17 protein-coding genes are annotated in these 15,532 nt (G+C 63.9%); 12 read left to right on the top strand and 5 right to left on the bottom strand.

The window, feature by feature from the left end; all coding sequences use genetic code 11:
- Positions 1-114: 114 nt before the first annotated feature.
- Together aceA and AC1Q64_RS05005 are read right to left on the bottom strand one after the other, a co-directional pair.
- Entirely contained in the window at positions 115-1,446 is a 1,332-nt protein-coding gene (gene aceA / locus AC1Q64_RS05010; protein ID WP_055402695.1) for an isocitrate lyase, read from the bottom strand.
- Between the two features lie 252 nt (positions 1,447-1,698).
- Positions 1,699-2,121, bottom strand: coding sequence for a gamma-glutamylcyclotransferase family protein (locus AC1Q64_RS05005; RefSeq protein WP_291437645.1), 423 nt, complete (start codon positions 2,119-2,121; stop codon positions 1,699-1,701).
- A 93-nt stretch (positions 2,122-2,214) separates the two neighbouring features.
- Here AC1Q64_RS05005 and AC1Q64_RS05000 point away from each other — a divergent pair, with 93 nt between their 5' ends.
- The gene (locus tag AC1Q64_RS05000; protein WP_492250691.1) at positions 2,215-3,126 is read left to right on the top strand and encodes a DMT family transporter; all 912 of its coding nucleotides are present in this window, start codon (positions 2,215-2,217) and stop codon (positions 3,124-3,126) included.
- Positions 3,127-3,199: 73 nt separating this feature from the next.
- Here AC1Q64_RS05000 and rraA read toward each other — a convergent pair whose 3' ends face one another.
- Positions 3,200-3,721: a ribonuclease E activity regulator RraA gene (gene rraA, locus AC1Q64_RS04995; RefSeq protein ID WP_492250657.1), complete on the bottom strand. Its 522-nt coding sequence runs from the start codon at positions 3,719-3,721 to the stop codon at positions 3,200-3,202.
- A gap of 436 nt (positions 3,722-4,157) precedes the next feature.
- Here rraA and AC1Q64_RS04990 point away from each other — a divergent pair, with 436 nt between their 5' ends.
- The 9 genes from AC1Q64_RS04990 (at position 4,158) to hemP (ending at position 11,886) form a co-directional block, all read left to right on the top strand.
- Complete coding sequence (locus AC1Q64_RS04990; RefSeq protein WP_015014555.1) at positions 4,158-4,478, top strand: SWIB/MDM2 domain-containing protein; 321 nt, start codon at positions 4,158-4,160, stop codon at positions 4,476-4,478.
- Positions 4,479-4,748: 270 nt separating this feature from the next.
- The gene (locus tag AC1Q64_RS04985) at positions 4,749-6,971 is read left to right on the top strand and encodes a TonB-dependent receptor (protein WP_056063815.1); all 2,223 of its coding nucleotides are present in this window, start codon (positions 4,749-4,751) and stop codon (positions 6,969-6,971) included.
- A 66-nt stretch (positions 6,972-7,037) separates the two neighbouring features.
- Entirely contained in the window at positions 7,038-7,730 is a 693-nt protein-coding gene (locus tag AC1Q64_RS04980) for a Fe2+-dependent dioxygenase (protein WP_492250656.1), read from the top strand.
- Positions 7,731-7,845: 115 nt separating this feature from the next.
- Positions 7,846-8,988 (top strand): alpha-hydroxy acid oxidase, encoded by a 1,143-nt coding sequence (locus AC1Q64_RS04975; RefSeq protein WP_492250655.1) that lies wholly within the window; start codon positions 7,846-7,848, stop codon positions 8,986-8,988.
- 136 nt (positions 8,989-9,124) lie between these two features.
- Positions 9,125-9,397 carry a (2Fe-2S)-binding protein gene (locus tag AC1Q64_RS04970; RefSeq protein WP_492250654.1) on the top strand — a complete coding sequence of 91 codons (273 nt, stop codon included), beginning with the start codon at positions 9,125-9,127 and terminating at the stop codon, positions 9,395-9,397.
- Positions 9,398-9,500: 103 nt separating this feature from the next.
- Positions 9,501-10,184 (top strand): energy transducer TonB, encoded by a 684-nt coding sequence (locus AC1Q64_RS04965; protein ID WP_492250653.1) that lies wholly within the window; start codon positions 9,501-9,503, stop codon positions 10,182-10,184.
- A gap of 25 nt (positions 10,185-10,209) precedes the next feature.
- Positions 10,210-10,926, top strand: a complete 717-nt coding sequence (locus AC1Q64_RS04960) for a MotA/TolQ/ExbB proton channel family protein (protein WP_056063831.1) — start codon at positions 10,210-10,212, stop codon at positions 10,924-10,926.
- A gap of 3 nt (positions 10,927-10,929) precedes the next feature.
- A complete protein-coding gene (locus AC1Q64_RS04955; RefSeq protein WP_492250652.1) occupies positions 10,930-11,343 on the top strand; it encodes an ExbD/TolR family protein in 414 nt (137 codons plus the stop codon).
- Between the two features lie 318 nt (positions 11,344-11,661).
- Positions 11,662-11,886, top strand: a complete 225-nt coding sequence (gene hemP / locus AC1Q64_RS04950; protein ID WP_492250651.1) for a hemin uptake protein HemP — start codon at positions 11,662-11,664, stop codon at positions 11,884-11,886.
- A gap of 251 nt (positions 11,887-12,137) precedes the next feature.
- On the opposite strand, the gene AC1Q64_RS04945 is transcribed toward hemP, so the two are convergent.
- Complete coding sequence (locus tag AC1Q64_RS04945) at positions 12,138-12,545, bottom strand: GlcG/HbpS family heme-binding protein (RefSeq protein ID WP_015014564.1); 408 nt, start codon at positions 12,543-12,545, stop codon at positions 12,138-12,140.
- Positions 12,546-12,767: 222 nt separating this feature from the next.
- Between AC1Q64_RS04945 and AC1Q64_RS04940 the strand changes: the two genes are divergently transcribed.
- Positions 12,768-13,463, top strand: a complete 696-nt coding sequence (locus AC1Q64_RS04940) for a Bax inhibitor-1/YccA family protein (protein ID WP_492250650.1) — start codon at positions 12,768-12,770, stop codon at positions 13,461-13,463.
- A gap of 113 nt (positions 13,464-13,576) precedes the next feature.
- Complete coding sequence (locus AC1Q64_RS04935) at positions 13,577-13,951, top strand: hypothetical protein (protein ID WP_291438024.1); 375 nt, start codon at positions 13,577-13,579, stop codon at positions 13,949-13,951.
- A 78-nt stretch (positions 13,952-14,029) separates the two neighbouring features.
- Here AC1Q64_RS04935 and rlmD read toward each other — a convergent pair whose 3' ends face one another.
- Positions 14,030-15,493, bottom strand: a complete 1,464-nt coding sequence (gene rlmD / locus AC1Q64_RS04930; protein WP_492250649.1) for a 23S rRNA (uracil(1939)-C(5))-methyltransferase RlmD — start codon at positions 15,491-15,493, stop codon at positions 14,030-14,032.
- Positions 15,494-15,532 lie beyond the last annotated feature (39 nt).

Raw genomic sequence — 15,532 nt, 5'->3', positions numbered from 1 at the left:
AGTCTACCGAAGACCGAACTGCCGCTGCCATCAGATGCAAATCACCAATCAACCATGGAAAAAGCCACCCCGCAGGGTGGCCTTTTTTATTATTCCCACTTTGGGGACTTCAGATCAGTGGAACTGCTCTTCTTCGGTCGAACCCGTGAGGGCCTTCACGGAGGACGAGCCGCCCTGGATCACCGTGGTCACGTCGTCGAAGTAGCCTGCGCCCACTTCCTGCTGGTGCGACACGAAGGTGTAGCCCTTTTCGCGTGCCGCGAATTCAGGCTCTTGCACCATTTCGGTGTAGTGCTTCATGCCTTCGCCCTGGGCGTATGCATGGGCGAACTGGAAGGTGTTGAACCAGTTGATGTGGATACCGGCCAGCGTGATGAACTGGTACTTGTAGCCCAGGGCCGACAGGTCTTCCTGGAACGAAGCGATCTGCTTGTCGTTGAGGTTCTTCTTCCAGTTGAACGATGGCGAGCAGTTGTACGACAGCAGCTTGCCGGGGCAGGCAGCGTGCACGGCTTGCGCAAATTCACGGGCGAAGCCGATGTCTGGCACGCCAGTTTCGCACCACACCAGATCGGCGTAGGGAGCGTAGGCGACGCCACGGCTGATGGCTTGTTCCAGGCCGTTCTTCACGCGGTAGAAGCCTTCTTGCGTCCGCTCGCCGGTCAGGAAAGGCTTGTCGTTGGCGTCGTGGTCGGACGTGATCAGGTTAGCGGCTTCTGCATCGGTACGGGCCAGCACGATGGTGGACACGCCCATCACGTCGGCAGCAAAACGGGCAGAGATCAGCTTTTCGCAGGCTTCCTGCGTGGGCACCAGCACCTTGCCACCCATGTGGCCGCACTTCTTAACAGCAGCCAGTTGGTCTTCGAAGTGAACGCCGGCAGCGCCCGACTGGATCATGTTCTTCATCAGTTCGAACGCATTCAGCACGCCGCCAAAACCAGCTTCCGCGTCGGCCACGATGGGCAGGAAGTAGTCGATGAATTCCTTGTCGCCGGGGTTGATGCCACGGCCCCACTGGATTTCGTCGGCGCGCTTGAAGGTATTGTTGATGCGGCGAACCATGGTGGGCACCGAGTCGTAGGCATACAGCGACTGGTCGGGGTACATGGTTTCTGACGTGTTGCCGTCAGCGGCGACTTGCCAGCCCGACAGGTACACGGCTTCGAGGCCTGCCTTGGCTTGCTGCATGGCTTGACCAGCAGAGATGGCGCCAAAGGCGTTGACGTAGCCCTTCTTGGCGCCGCCGTTGATCTTGTCCCACAGCTTTTCCGCGCCGCGCTTGGCCAGCGTGTGCTCGATGGGCAGCGAACCGCGCAGGCGCACCACGTCTGCAGCGGAGTAGCCGCGCTTCACACCCTTCCAGCGGGGATTGGTCGCCCAGTCTTTTTCCAGGGCGGCAATTTGCTGTTCGCGGCTCAGTTGTTCGTTGAGGGATTGGGGCATGAGATCACTCCAGGGGTTGGTTGAAAACGCCGGGCTGCTGTGTGCCGCCCTTGAAGACAACTTTAAGTCTTCTATAAGACTTGCGCAAGCTCTTATGTCTTATAGAAGAGATAAATTTTCTTGTTTCAAAACAACCACTTAACCACGTGATTTCTCAATATAGAAATTGATTTCTCATATCGAGAAAAATTGCGGCAATGCAACATCTATCGTATTCCATATCAAGAAATTATACTTTCGCATGGTGAAAATTTAGGGCGCCGCTGCGCCCACTGCATGGAGCCAGTCACCATGCTCAATTCGGCGTGCGCTCGCCGTGTAGCGGGTATTGATCTCGTACACCAGACAAGGCAACGGCTGCCCTTTCAGCTGCACCATGGTCTCCCGCTTGAGGTACTCGTCCGTCGGGCTGTCTCCGCTCAGTCCTTCAATGGCATCCAAAATCACCTCCAGAGCAGGCTCGATGGCGTAAACCTCACCATGTACCGGCTGATCGCCACCCAGCGTCATGCCCGGGTACGCCCCCAAATGAAACAACACACCAGGCACCTGCGCAAACCCCACCCAGCGCGGAGCGGGCTGCAAGCGCGTGATGTCGTTGGTCCCGCCACGGCGCAAAGTGCCGTACACAAATACATGGCGTGGGGTGCCAGCAGGCGAAGAAGGCTCGGGCATGATGCGCAGTCTTTTTTGGTTGAACAGCACCCCAGTCTAGTGAATACGAACCCTCCCAACCGCCCCTTCGCCTATTTGTGCCTAGCCCTCAGCATGGCGCTGGTGGGCAGCTATGTCGCGCTGTCCAAACCGCTGGCGGCGGTGTTGCCGGTGTTGCTATTGGCCTGGATGCGCTTTGGCATCGGGGGCATCGCCATGTTGCACTGGCTCAAAAAACCCGATAACGAGCCGCCGCTCACATCACAGACGAAACGGCTGCTGTTCCTGGAGTCTTTTCTGGGCAACTTTCTGTTCACGATCTGCATGATCTACGGCGTGAGCCTGACCGACGCTGTCTCGGCAGGCGTGACCCTGGCAGCCATTCCAGCAGCCGTGGCATTGATGGGCTGGGCATTTTTGGGTGAACGGGTGACGCCTCGCACTTGGATGGCCATACTCTGCGCGGTGCTGGGCATTGCACTGTTTTCACTATCAAAACCAGAGCACGCGGCGCACATAGAACCAGCACTTGGAGCCAAAAACACTGCAAACCACGCTTGGTGGGGCCAAATGCTGCTGCTGGGTGCGGTGATTTGTGAGGCCGCCTACACCGTGATCGGCAAGAAGCTGACCGGCAGCCTGGAGCCCAAGCGCATCACGTCGCTCATCAACTTGTGGGGCTTTGTGCTGACGACACCATTTGGCCTGTACCTGGCCTTGGACTTTCCGTTTGCCTCTGTGGGCTGGGGCACCTGGGTGTTGCTGCTGTTTTATGCGCTGGCCGCCTGCATGTGGACGGTGTGGCTGTGGATGACCGGACTCAAGGCCGTGCCCGCTGCGCAAGGCGGTGTCTTCTCGGTCATGCTGCCGGTCAGCGCTGCACTGGTGGGTGTGCTGTTTTTGGGCGAGGCGTTGACGGGCATACAACTGGTTGCCTTTGCCATCGCCCTGGCCAGCGTGTTGCTGGCCACCCTGCCCTCGCGCGCGGCGCTGCGCGTGGGGCGGCGGAACAGCCGTACCGATTGATCCACGCGCTCGTGGCTCATCTCCCTACCAACCCCAGCGAGAGGGACTGCTAAAGCCGAGGCCCGGCCCGGCCTCAGCCGTGCAAGGGCTGCGCACTGACCACGATGCCGTCGGCATCGGCATACAGCCAGTCGCCAGGGCGCACAGGCACGCCCTGAATCGACACAACCACATCGCGTTGCCCCTCGCCACGGCGCTCGGTGGGCAGCGGCATCAGCGCCAGCGCGCGGATGCCGACGGCTTCCGCGTTCAGCTCGGCCACGTCGCGCACGCAGCCGTCCACCACGATGCCGGCCCAGCCATTGCGGGCGGCGGCTGCCGCCAGGTTGCCGCCCACCAGGGCCCGGCGTAGCGAACCGCCGCCATCCACCACTAGCACCCGGCCCTCGCCAGCGGACTCAACAGCCGCCTTGACCTGGGTGTTGTCCTCGTGGCACTTGACGGTGGTGACGGGGCCCGCGAACGCGGCAACGCCCCCAAAGCTCTGGAACACCGGGGGCAGCACGCGGAACGCACCGCTGGTGTCGCCCTTGTGGACGTCACAAAAGTCGCAGGTAGCAAACGGCGTGAGGGGAAGAGGCGAAGCTGCAGCCATTCCAAGATCCTTTCAGTCAATCAGACGGTTTCAACAATCAAACCCGCCACAACGGCACGGGCGAGCACGGACCCAACACCGAACGCCCCACCCTCGCCGGGGCACACACCTGCGGGCGAGCCGCGTTCGTTGACGGGCAAATCCGTTGTGCAAGATTGTGCTGCAGCAGCCCCCACCCCAGACGTAGCGCCCCACGCGCACCAAGAAGATGCCCCGAGGCACCGTGCTTGGAACCCACCCTCTGCTGCGTCTTTGTCAAGCCTGGCGCGCCTTGGCGGCCCATTGCTGCATGGTGCGCGGCGCCACCGCTACAAATCGAGGCAAAAAAAGCCGTTTCTCCCTTGGAAACGCGATTTTTTCCCATTAGCATCAGCCTGCCAGTGGGAAAGCGTCGTTTTCGCTGGTAAAAATTTATTCCCAACAAGGACAACCCAACATGGCAACTGCAAAAAAAGCTCCGGCAACCACAGCCCCAGCAGCCAAGAAGGCCGCTGCACCCGCCAAGAAGCGGACCCCCAACGCCGCTTTCATGAAGGCGCTCACGCCCAGCCCCGCGCTGGCCGCTGTGGTGGGCTCGGCACCTCTGCCGCGCACGGAGATCATCAGCAAGCTGTGGGTCTACATCAAGGCCAACAACCTGCAGGACGCCACCAACAAGCGCAACATCAACGCCGATGCCAAGCTGAAAGAGCTGTTCGGCAAGCCCCAGGTCTCCATGTTTGAACTGGCTGGCCTGATCGGCAAGCACGTCAAATAAGACCAGACGCTCAGCGACCCGCGTCGCTCCCGCGAAAAGACCGGCACTGCCGGTTTTTTTACGCCCATACCCTGTCGAAGTGTGGCGCGTCCGCATCAATGCAAATGAGAATGACCCGCATTTGATGTAACATAAAGCTGCACGACGACGCACAGCCATGTTGATCTAGCCACTGCCTCTCGCCTGCTCTTGGTGCCCCTGCGCGCCACCTGCACACCCCTATTGACGGAGGCCCTCTTGGCTAAATCTCGCGCCCAGCGCCGCAGCGGCATGCTGCGTTCTTCTCCCGCATTCGTTGCTTCTCCCGCCACCCTGTCGCCCCAGGCTTCGCAATCCGACAGGGCCTTGCTGCCACTGGGCGCGCTGATGCTGGCCGCCTCGATGGGCGCCATGGCGCAGACCGGCACATCCGAGACCACCCTGTCCACCGTGACGGTGAAGGAAGCCGCTGAAGTCCAGGGCAAGGACACCCTGCTCATCAAGAAGACCACCGTGGGCAAGGGCAAGCAGGACATCAAGGACATCCCCCAGTCCGTGACGGTGTTCACCGAAAAGCTGATGAATGACCGCAACCAGGACGACTTCCGCGAAGTGCTGCGCACCACGGCGGGCGTGACCTTCCAGTCCGGCGAGACCGGTGAAGAAGACGTGCGCCTGCGCGGCTTCTCGCTGGGCCTGGCGGGCGACATCTATGTGGACGGCATGAAGGACGCCCCGCTGATCGAGCGCGACACCTTCAACAACGACCGCATCGAAGTGCTCAAGGGCTCGGCCTCCATGCTGTTCGGCAAGGGCTCGACCGGCGGCGTGGTCAACCAGGTCAACAAGTACCCGCTGCTGATCGACCAGCACGAAGCCGGCTACACACTGGGCACCGGCAAGTACCACCGCGCCACCGGCGACTTCAACTGGGTGACGGGCGAGAACTCGGCCTTCCGCCTGAACGCCATGGTGCAGGAGTACGACAACTACGGCGCCAAGCAGGACAAGCGCGGCATTGCACCCACCTTTGCCTGGGGCATCGGCACGCGCGATGAGTTCTCCGTCGGGCTGTACTACCTCGAATCCAAGGGCCGCCCGCTCTACAACCACCCCTGGCGCCTCTCGGCCGACGGCAAGATCAACATGCCGCTGGAAGCCGGCAAGTACTACGGCCTGGCCAGCGACCACAACGACACCACATCGCAGTACGTCACGCTGGGCCACATCCACCGCTTTGACGACAGCGGCGAGCTGACCACGCGCCTGCGCTACGGCAAGTACGAGCGCGACCTGCTGGCCAGCACCATCGGCTTCCAGAACAGCGCCATCACGCTGGACCAGATCAACAGCAACACCGTGCTGACCCGTGGCTCCAAGGGCCGCGTGGGCGAGAGCAATGTGCTGCAGGTGCAAAGCGACTACAGCAACACCTACAACTGGGGTGGCAAGAAGCACGCGGTGCTGACCGGCGTGGACTATTACGACGACGACGCCAAGCGCAACCAGAACTACGCCAACACCACCACCCGCCCCACCACCACGGTGGGCACGCCCAACGACGGCGCGTGGGTGGCCGACGGCCGTGCGCCGGTGCAGTGGAACACGTTCACATCGCGCAACCTGGGCCTGTACTTCCAGGACACGGTCTCGCTGAGCGACACGCTCAAGCTGGTCGGCGGCCTGCGCTACGACAACTTCCGCGCCGCGTACCACAACGCCGCAGGCAGCCTGAGCAACTCTCGCTCCGACAGCCTGTTCAGCCCCCGCGTGGGCATGATCTTCCAGCCTGACGAGCTGACCTCGTACTACCTGTCGTACGGCACTTCGTACAACACCTCGGGCGACACCTACCAGTTTGGCAACCCCGGCACCACCACGGCGCGCACCGCCAACACCGACCCAGAAAAGAGCCGCAACATCGAAGTCGGCGGCAAGTTCGAGCTGTTCGAGCGCCGCGCCCTGCTGGGTGTGGCCGCCTTCTACAGCCAGAAGTACAACGAGCGCAACACCGACCCCGACACCGCTGCCGCGCAAGAACTGCTCTCGGGCAAGCGCCACGCCACCGGCATGGAGTTCAACCTGGCGGGCCGCCTGACGCCGAAGTGGGAACTGTTCTTCAACCACACCTGGATCCCGTCGGCCAAGATCGACAAGAGCAACGTGGTGCTGGCCGCCAACGGCGGTGGAGCGCAGGTGCAGGGTGACCGACCCGGCCTCACGCCCAAGCACAGCGGCAGCGTGTGGAGCACCTACGCCGTCACCTCCAAGCTGCGTGTGGGTGCTGGCCTGACATACCGCGCCAAGCAGAACCCCGAAGGCTCTCGCGCCGTGTACGCCAGCGGCTTTGCCGTGGTGGACGCCATGGCCGAGTACGCGTTTGACGACAAGACCTCGCTGAAGCTGAACGTGAGCAACCTGTTCGACCGCACGTATGCCGAAGGCCTGTACCGCGGCTTCTACACGCCCGGCGCCCCGCGCGCTGTGCAGCTGACGCTGAAGACACGCTTCTGACGCACCTCTGAAGTCCCTCGAATGAACCGGCCCCGGCACTGCCCGGGGCCGGTTCACAATGGCTCCATGTTCCTGCACATCCAAGACGTTCTCACCGCCGACGAGGTCTCGTTCTTCCGGCAAAAGCTCTGGGCGGCCGACGCCCCCTGGGTGGACGGCGCCCGCAGCGCGGGCGGCCAGGCGGTGCACCAGAAAAACAACCTGCAGCTCGCGCAAGCCAGCGAGCTGTCTGCCCAGCTCCAGAGCCTGGTCAAGGCCGCGTTGAATCGCAACGCCCTCTTCTTTTCGGCCGCGCTGCCGCGCCGCATCTACAACCCGCTGTTCAACAAATACGGTGATGGCGCCAACTACTATGGCAACCATGTGGACAGCGCCGTCATGCACTCCCGCGCCGACAGCTGCTGGGTGCGCAGCGACCTGTCGTGCACGCTGTTCCTCACCCCGCCCGAGGACTACGACGGCGGCGAGCTGGTGATTGACGAAGCCCTGGGCGAGAAGCGCATCAAGCTGCCTGCGGGCGACATGATCCTGTACCCCAGCAGCACCGTGCACCAGGTCGCGCCGGTCACGCGCGGGCACCGCGTGAGCAGCTTCTTCTGGGTGGAGAGCATGGTGCGCGGGCTGGAGCAGCGCCAGTTGCTGTTCGACATGGACATGGCCCTGCTCAAGCTGCGCCAGACACACGGCGACACCAACCCGTCGGCCATCGCGCTGTCGGGCACGTACCACAACCTGCTGCGCATGTGGGCCGATGTGTGAACCGCAGGCCCCTACCCCACGGCTGCGACCGAGGGTATGAGACACCCCGCAAGAACTATTATTTTGATAGCACCCAGCGCATGATCCACTAGCGCTTGGTGCTATTTTTGTTTGTATGACCCAATTTCCTGCACGCCACACCATCCCCCCGGGCCTGGTCACCCTGGCCGACCACGAGCTGCACGCACGCACGCAGCTGGACGACAACGCCTGGGCGTACTTCAGTGGCGGCGCGGCCGACGAGATCAGTCTGCACGCCAACCGCAGCGCCTGGGACGCCCTGCCCCTGTGGCCCCGCGTGCTGCGGCCGCTGGCGGGTGGGCACACCCGGGTGCCCCTGCTGGGCCGCACGCTGGCGCACCCCATCCTGCTCGCACCCGTGGCCTTCCAGCGCCTGGCGCACCCCGACGGCGAACTGGCCATGGCCTATGCCGCAGCGGCGCTGGGCGCGGGCGTGGTGCTCAGCACCCAGGCCAGCGTGTCGCTGGAGAGCGTGGCCCAGGCCGTCCTGCCCGACCTAGGGCGCGGCCCGCTGTGGTTTCAGCTCTACCTGCAACCCGACAGTGGCTTCACCCAGGCTCTGGTGCAGCGTGCCGAAGCGGCCGGCTACGAGGCCCTGGTGCTCACGGTGGATGCCCCCACCAGCGGCGTGCGCGACCGGGAGCGGCGCGCGGGCTTTCGGCTGCCGCCCGGCGTGGGCCCGGTCAACCTGGCGGGCCTGCAGGCACCCGCCCCTTCCGCATTGGGCCCCGGCCAGAGCGCCTTGTTCGACGGCCTGCTCCACCGTGCGCCCACATGGGACGACATCGCGTGGCTGCAGTCCATCACCCGGCTTCCGGTGCTGCTCAAGGGCGTGCTGCACCCCGCCGACGCGCGCCAGGCCGTTTCGCTGGGCGCTGCGGGCCTCATCGTGTCCAACCACGGCGGGCGCACGCTGGACACGGCCCCTGCCACCGCCACCGCGCTGCCCCGTGTGGTGCAAGCCGTGCAGGGCAAGGCGCCGGTGCTGGTGGACGGCGGCATCCGGCGCGGCACCGATGTGCTCAAGGCCATGGCGCTGGGCGCCTCCGCCGTGCTGGTGGGCCGCCCAGCCGTGTGGGGCCTGGCCAATGCAGGTGCTGCGGGCGTGGCCCATGTGCTGCGCCTGCTGCGCGACGAATTGGAGGTCGCCATGGCCTTGACCGGCTGCGCCACCCTTGCCGAAGCGACTTCCGCGCTGTTGGACGGCCACGACGAGCCCGCCGCGGGCGCGATCTGAGGCCCGGGGTATCGGCAGCTCCACACGGGCAGGTGCGCCTTCCCCCTGTCGGCAGGAATGATTTATTGCAAATGCGATAGATTCGTATTTATAATCTCAATCATCCTTTCAACAGCCAGCCACACTGCCTGCCGCCATGATCGTCTGTGTTTGCCGCCGGGTTTCGGACCGTGAGATTGCCCGCCATGCCCGTGCCGGCATGAGCTTCGATGAGATCCAGTTCGAACTGGGCGTGGCCACCCAATGCGGATGCTGCGAAAGCTGCGCCCGCGACGTGGTGGCGCAGTGCAATGTCTCGAACCCGGTAGCCGCCTTGCGCAACGATGCGGCGCCGCAGACGATCCAGCTTGCCAGCTCCATCCTGGAAAGCAAGTCATGGAACTCCTCTCTACCCTCGCAGGCAGCCTGATCCTGGTCGCAGGTTCGGCCTGGTGGATCTTTCGCAAATAATCCGGGTTTACCCGGCAACGTCCGCCCTATGCTAGGGGCGGAGCTGCCCTTCCTTTCTTTTTATGTCTCACCCTGATCGTTTCGCCCCCCCTGGCGGTGTGAGCCGCAATGCCGTGATCGTCGGCTCCGTGGTGGCGCTGCATGTGGCGGGCATCTGGGCCCTGCAGTCCGGCCTGGTGCGCAAGGCGGCCGAAGTGATCGTGCCGGCCGAGCTGCTCAGCGAATTCATCGCACCGCCCGCCCCGCCCAAAGTCACCCCGCCGGCACCGCCCCCACCACCCAAGCCCGCTCCCAAGGCAGCGCCGCGCCCGGCACCGATGCCCGTGGCCATTGCCGACCCCACGCCGGCGCCCAATGCCCCCACGGGCATCACCACGCCCCAGCCGCCCGCGCCGCCCATCGAGGCCCCCGTGGCGCCCCCGGCCCCCGCGCCTGCGCCACCGGCACCGCCTGCACCACCCAAGATCGAGCTGCCGTCCAGCGACGCGGCCTATCTCAACAACCCCAAGCCCAGCTACCCCGCCATCAGCAAACGCATGGGCGAGCAAGGCAAGGTGGTGCTCAGGGTGCTCATCGGCACCGATGGCGTGCCGCAAAAGGTCGAGGTCAACAAGTCCAGCGGCTTTGACCGGCTGGACCGCCAGGCCCAGGACGCCGTGATGCGCTGGCGCTTTGTGCCCGGCAAACGCAACGGCGTGCCCGAGGCCATGTGGAACCTCGTCCCCGTCAACTTTGTTCTCGAATAAACCAATCACCGCTCAGGGAGTTTTCATGGAATCGCAATTCGGCATCGCCAACGTCTGGATCCAGGGTGACTTTGTCACCCGCGCCGTCGCCATCCTGCTGCTGGCCATGTCGCTGGCCTCGTGGATCGTCATCCTCATCAAGGCACTGGACATCATCAAGTTCAAGAAACACGCCCGCGCCGCCCAGGACTTCTGGCACAGCGAGGACTTTGCCGCGGGCTTGACCAAGCTGGGCGCCGACCCGACCAACCCCTTCCGCCACCTGGCGCTGGAAGGCCGCGAAGCCACTGCCCACCACCGCAACACCAAGGCCCACCTGCACGACAGCCTGGACGTGAGTGACTGGGTGACCCGCTGCCTGCGCAACTGCATCGATGAGTTCACCGCCCGCCTGTCCTCGGGCCTGGCCATCCTGGCGTCGGTGGGCTCCACCGCCCCGTTCATCGGCCTGTTCGGCACCGTGTGGGGCATCTACCACGCCCTGCTGGCCATCGGCACCTCGGGCCAGTCCACCATCGACAAGGTGGCCGGCCCCATCGGCGAGGCGCTGATCATGACCGCGCTGGGCCTGGCCGTGGCCATCCCTGCGGTGCTGGGCTACAACGCGCTGGTGCGCGGCAACAAGTCCATCCTGAATGGCCTGAACAGCTTTGCGCATGACCTGCACGCCTACTTTGTGACCGGCGCCCGCGTGAACGCTGGCGAGCCCGGCAAGGTGCTGCCCATGAAGAAAGGCGGCTAAGCCATGGCCTTTGGAACCCAAGACGACACCGATGACGTGATGAACGAGATCAACATGACGCCCCTGGTGGACGTCATGCTGGTGCTGCTCATCATCTTCATCATCACTGTGCCGGTGATGAAACACGCGGTGAACGTGGACCTGCCCCGCGCCACCAACCAGCCCGAGAACGTCAAGCCCGAGACCGTGCGCCTGTCGGTGTCGGCCGATGGCAAATACTTCTGGAACGAGTCGCAGGTGTCGGAAGAAGAACTCTTCCCCCGCCTGCAGGCCGAGGCCGCCAAGGAGCCCCAGCCGGACCTGCACATCCGTGGCGACAAGAACGTGCGCTACGAATTTGTCGCCCAGGCCATGGCCGCCGCGCAGCGTGCTGGCGTGCGCAAGATCGGGTTTGTGACCGACCCGCAGGGCCAGTAAAGGCACAGCAGAAGTAGCCCTTCCCGCCCCCACGCGTCTCCGCCAGAGCGCCCATCATGATGATGGTGTGCAAGGTGTGTTGGGGGACTGCCGGAGATGCCAGGCAACCGGGGGATGCTCGCGCCCCACCCACCGCCGCCCCGGGCCCCGGGCCCTGGGCCCTGGGCCCTGGGCCCACGGCGCATAGTCCGTTGCCCATGTCGCAGCCCTCCGCCATAGGGCTGAACAAAGAACAAAAAGAAACACAACGTTCGCTTGACTTGTAATTGCGAATCGTTATCATTAACAAAACGCACTGCAATGACCCAGGAAAACTCCATGCAAGCCTCCCTGACCTCCGCCCCGCTCCGCCGCGCCGTGCCGGCTGACTCCGCAGACGCATCGGCATCTGGCGAGGCCCCGTCGTCAGGTACGCATTGCGCCACTGCTGCACTGGACAGCAGCGTGCTGCTGCAAGGCCACAAGACCGTCGCCATCAGCCACAACGGCTCGGTGTACCGCCTGCAGGCCACCAAGCTGGGCAAGCTCATCCTGACCAAATAGTTTCATCGTGGGGCGACTCCCGGGCTTGCAACAAGCTCGCAAGGGTCGTTTTTGCCAGCCAACGGGTTTGCTCCCGCGTAGCCAGGCTTTTTTTGCCGCCCCCGATCCTGCCAACAAAAAACCGGCCCACAGGCCGGTTTTTTCATGCTCCCAGAGGGTTTTGAAGCGTTTTCAGCCCCATGCGCTAGTGGAACATGCGCTTGCAGATATCAAAATAATAGCAACCACACTCCCAGCCGGGAGCCCCCGAATCAGAGGCCCAGGGCTGCAATGCCCGCGCGGGCGATCTGTGCATCTTCGGTGGACTTCACGCCGCTCACGCCCACGGCACCCAGGCACTGGCCGTCCTTCATGATCGGCACGCCGCCTTCGAGCAGGCCGTCAATGGTGGGCGCGCTCAGGAACGAGGTACGGCCGCCGTTGATCACGTCCTCGTAGACCTTGCTTTCGCGGCGGCCCAGAGCGGCCGTGCGGGCCTTGGAAGGAGCGATGTGCGATGACACTGCTGCGGCACCGTCCAGGCGCTGCAGCCACAGCAGGTGGCCGCCATCGTCCACGATGGCGATGGTCACGGCCCAGTTGTTCTTGAGGGCCTCGGCTTCGGCGGCAGCGGCCACGGCCTTGACGTCGGCCAGTTCGAGTTCGTGCTTGGTTTTCATGAAAGGATCCGAAAGTGGGAGAGGAAACCGGGCCGCACAGGCCGCCCCGGCACGCAAAGAGAACCGAGCATACCGGCATCCCCGGCGCCGTTGCCCTCAGCCAGGGTGAAAGTATCCTTACCAAAAGTAGGTGACCGGGTGCGGTCATTGCAAAGCAAAAAAGCATCACCACCTAGAATTTGTGATGTCTGCGTCGTGCAGGCCAACAAGGAGAGACACAAGATGAATGACCAAGTCACCACCCTGGGCCACTCTGCGGGCTATGGCATCTCGCAGGAAGAGCGCCACAAGGTGCTTCGCAATACTTACTGGCTGCTGGCCCTGAGCATGATCCCCACGGTGCTGGGCGCCTGGATCGGCGTGGCCACCGGCATCACCCGCTCGCTGACGGGCGGCTTGGGCCTGATCGTGTTCCTGGGCGGCGCGTTCGGCTTCATGTTCGCCATCGAAAAGACCAAGCGCTCGGCCGCTGGCGTGCCAGTGCTGCTGGCCTTCACGTTCTTCATGGGTCTGATGCTGTCGCGCATGATCGGCATGGTGCTGGGCTTCAAGAACGGCACTGACCTCATCATGACGGCTTTTGCCGGCACAGCCGGTGTGTTCTTTGTCATGGCCAGCCTGGCCAGCGTCATCAAGCGCGACCTGTCGGGCATGGGCAAGTGGCTGATGGTGGGCGCGCTGGTGCTCATGGTAGGCGGCATCATCAACGTGTTCGTGGGCTCCAGCGTGGGCATGATGGTGATCTCGATGCTTGCTATCGGCATCTTCAGCGCCTACATGCTGTATGACCTCAAGCAAATCATGGACGGCGGCGAAACCAACTACATCAGCGCCACACTGGCCCTGTACCTGGACATCTTCAACGTGTTCCAGAGCCTGCTGGCCCTGCTGGGCATCATGGGCGGCGAGCGCGACTGAGCCCTGCCAGTCCCTTGACCTCCATCAAAAGGCTCCCTCGGGAGCCTTTTTTGTGGGCGGCGCCCCAGGATCAAGCCTCAATAGCGCGGCCAGTGTGCCGATAATGCAAGTACATGTATCCACAAAGCCCCTCCACCGCATTGCGCCTGATGGTTTTGGCGGGCCTGTTGCTGCTTGCAGGCTGCGACAAGATCCCGGGCCTGGGCCCCGACCCGCGCGTGGCGCAACGCGATGCCGAGGCCAAGGCCATTGGCGGTGCCTGCCGCCACGCACTGCGGGGTCTGGAAGACTGCTACGCCCTCAATCCCAAGGCCTCCAAGGCCTCGGTGTTTGCAGGCTGGAAGGACATGGACGCCTACATGCGTGAGAACAAGATCGAGGGCACGCCCTCGGTGCTGGGCAAGGTGGAAAAGCCCGAACGCAGCGAACGCGCACCCGATACCGAAACCGAACCCCGCGACCCCGCAGCCAGCCGCAACCGCAGCTGATATTGCGCGGGGGAGTTAAGGCCACGGGACGGAGGGCTGCGCCCTCCCCTTCCTGAAGCCTCTTTCTGGCAACCGGACTCAGACCCGCTCGAACACCGCCATGCTCTCCACATGGGCCGTGTGCGGGAACATGTTGATCATGCCCGCCGCCGTGCACCGGTAGCCGGCCAGATGCACCAGCAGCCCGGCATCGCGCGCCAGGGTGGCTGGGTTGCAGCTCACATACACAATGCGCTTCGGGGGCGTCCAGCCTTCGGCCCCTGCAGGCAAGGGGCCCGCACCTTCGGCGCCAATACGGGCCTGTTCGATGTCCGCCAGCGCCTTGGCCAGCGCAAACGCCCCTTCGCGTGGTGGGTCCACCAGCCACTTGTCAGCAGCGCCGTCGGCCACCAGCATCTCCGGCGTCATCTCGAACAGGTTGCGCGCTACAAAATCAGTAGCTGCCAGCGCTTTATGGTCTGGCGCCTGGGCCTGATTCAATGCATAGTTCTCACGCGAGCGGGCCACCAGGGCCTCGCTGCCCTCGATGCCCAGCACCTCGCGCGCCTGCGTGGCCAGCGGCAGCGTGAAGTTGCCCAGGCCGCAGAACCAGTCGATCACCCGTTCGTGCGGCTGCACATCCAGCAGCCGCAGCGCGCGGCTCACCAGCACGCGGTTGATGTGCGGGTTCACCTGGGTGAAGTCCGTGGGCTTGAAAGGCATGGTGATGCCGAAGTCCGGCAGTGCGTAAGACAGTTGCTCGCCGCCCTCGTCCAGCAGCTTCACCGTGTCCGGGCCCTTGGGCTGCAGCCACCATTGCACATGGTGCTCCACCGCAAACGCGCGCAGCCGGGCGATGTCCCCAGCGCTCAGCGGCTCCAGGTGGCGCAGCACCAGCGCGGTCACGGTGTCGCCGCAGGCCAGTTCGATCTGTGGGCAGGTGTCGCGGGCATCCAGGCTGGCAATCAGTGCGCGCAGGGGCATCAGCATGGCATCGACGTGCGGCGGCAAGATCTTGCAGGTCTGCATGTCGGCGATGTAGCGGCTCTTGCGCTCATGAAAGCCCACCAGCACCTGGCCCTTCTTGATCACGTGGCGCACCGCCAACCGGGCGCGGTAACGGTAGCCCCAGGCGGGCCCTTCGATGGGACGCAGCATAGTCTCGGCCTTGACCTTGCCCAGGTGCCAGAGGTTGTCCTCCAGCACCCGCTGCTTGACGGCCACCTGGGCGCCCACGTGCAAGTGCTGCATCTTGCAGCCGCCACAGGCGCCTGCGTGCAGGCCAAAGTGGGGGCAATCCGGCCGCACGCGCTGGGACGACTCGCGGTGGATCGCTACCAGGCTGGCCTGCTCCCAGTTGTTCTTCTTGCGGTGGGTGTTGGCGGTGACCAGCTCGAACGGCAGGGCACCATCGATGAAGACCACCTTGCCATCGGACTTGCGGGCAACGCCCTGGGCATCCAGGTCCATGGACTGCACGTGCAGCCAGCCTTCGGGCAGGTCGCTTTGGGAATTCTGCTCGGTGGGTTCAAACGAGGGGGATAGTTCTTTCGGTTCGCTCATCCCCCGATTGTCTCAGGCGCGGCACGCCCACTGGCCGCA

The sequence above is a fragment of the Acidovorax sp. GW835-FHT14G06 genome (genome assembly GCF_058793595.1).
This window is presented reverse-complemented; position numbering and strand designations above follow the sequence as displayed.

Excerpts from the sequence above, each read along its gene's own strand:
- aceA (WP_055402695.1), bottom strand. The coding sequence starts at position 1,446 with ATGCCCCAATCCCTCAACGAACAACTGAGCCGCGAACAGCAAATTGCC.
- AC1Q64_RS05005 (WP_291437645.1), bottom strand. The coding sequence starts at position 2,121 with ATGCCCGAGCCTTCTTCGCCTGCTGGCACCCCACGCCATGTATTTGTG.
- AC1Q64_RS05000 (WP_492250691.1), top strand. The coding sequence starts at position 2,215 with ATGGCGCTGGTGGGCAGCTATGTCGCGCTGTCCAAACCGCTGGCGGCG.
- rraA (WP_492250657.1), bottom strand. The coding sequence starts at position 3,721 with ATGGCTGCAGCTTCGCCTCTTCCCCTCACGCCGTTTGCTACCTGCGAC.
- AC1Q64_RS04990 (WP_015014555.1), top strand. The coding sequence starts at position 4,158 with ATGGCAACTGCAAAAAAAGCTCCGGCAACCACAGCCCCAGCAGCCAAG.
- AC1Q64_RS04985 (WP_056063815.1), top strand. The coding sequence starts at position 4,749 with ATGCTGCGTTCTTCTCCCGCATTCGTTGCTTCTCCCGCCACCCTGTCG.
- AC1Q64_RS04980 (WP_492250656.1), top strand. The coding sequence starts at position 7,038 with ATGTTCCTGCACATCCAAGACGTTCTCACCGCCGACGAGGTCTCGTTC.
- AC1Q64_RS04975 (WP_492250655.1), top strand. The coding sequence starts at position 7,846 with ATGACCCAATTTCCTGCACGCCACACCATCCCCCCGGGCCTGGTCACC.
- AC1Q64_RS04970 (WP_492250654.1), top strand. The coding sequence starts at position 9,125 with ATGATCGTCTGTGTTTGCCGCCGGGTTTCGGACCGTGAGATTGCCCGC.
- AC1Q64_RS04965 (WP_492250653.1), top strand. The coding sequence starts at position 9,501 with ATGTCTCACCCTGATCGTTTCGCCCCCCCTGGCGGTGTGAGCCGCAAT.
- AC1Q64_RS04960 (WP_056063831.1), top strand. The coding sequence starts at position 10,210 with ATGGAATCGCAATTCGGCATCGCCAACGTCTGGATCCAGGGTGACTTT.
- AC1Q64_RS04955 (WP_492250652.1), top strand. The coding sequence starts at position 10,930 with ATGGCCTTTGGAACCCAAGACGACACCGATGACGTGATGAACGAGATC.
- hemP (WP_492250651.1), top strand. The coding sequence starts at position 11,662 with ATGCAAGCCTCCCTGACCTCCGCCCCGCTCCGCCGCGCCGTGCCGGCT.
- AC1Q64_RS04945 (WP_015014564.1), bottom strand. The coding sequence starts at position 12,545 with ATGAAAACCAAGCACGAACTCGAACTGGCCGACGTCAAGGCCGTGGCC.
- AC1Q64_RS04940 (WP_492250650.1), top strand. The coding sequence starts at position 12,768 with ATGAATGACCAAGTCACCACCCTGGGCCACTCTGCGGGCTATGGCATC.
- AC1Q64_RS04935 (WP_291438024.1), top strand. The coding sequence starts at position 13,577 with ATGTATCCACAAAGCCCCTCCACCGCATTGCGCCTGATGGTTTTGGCG.
- rlmD (WP_492250649.1), bottom strand. The coding sequence starts at position 15,493 with ATGAGCGAACCGAAAGAACTATCCCCCTCGTTTGAACCCACCGAGCAG.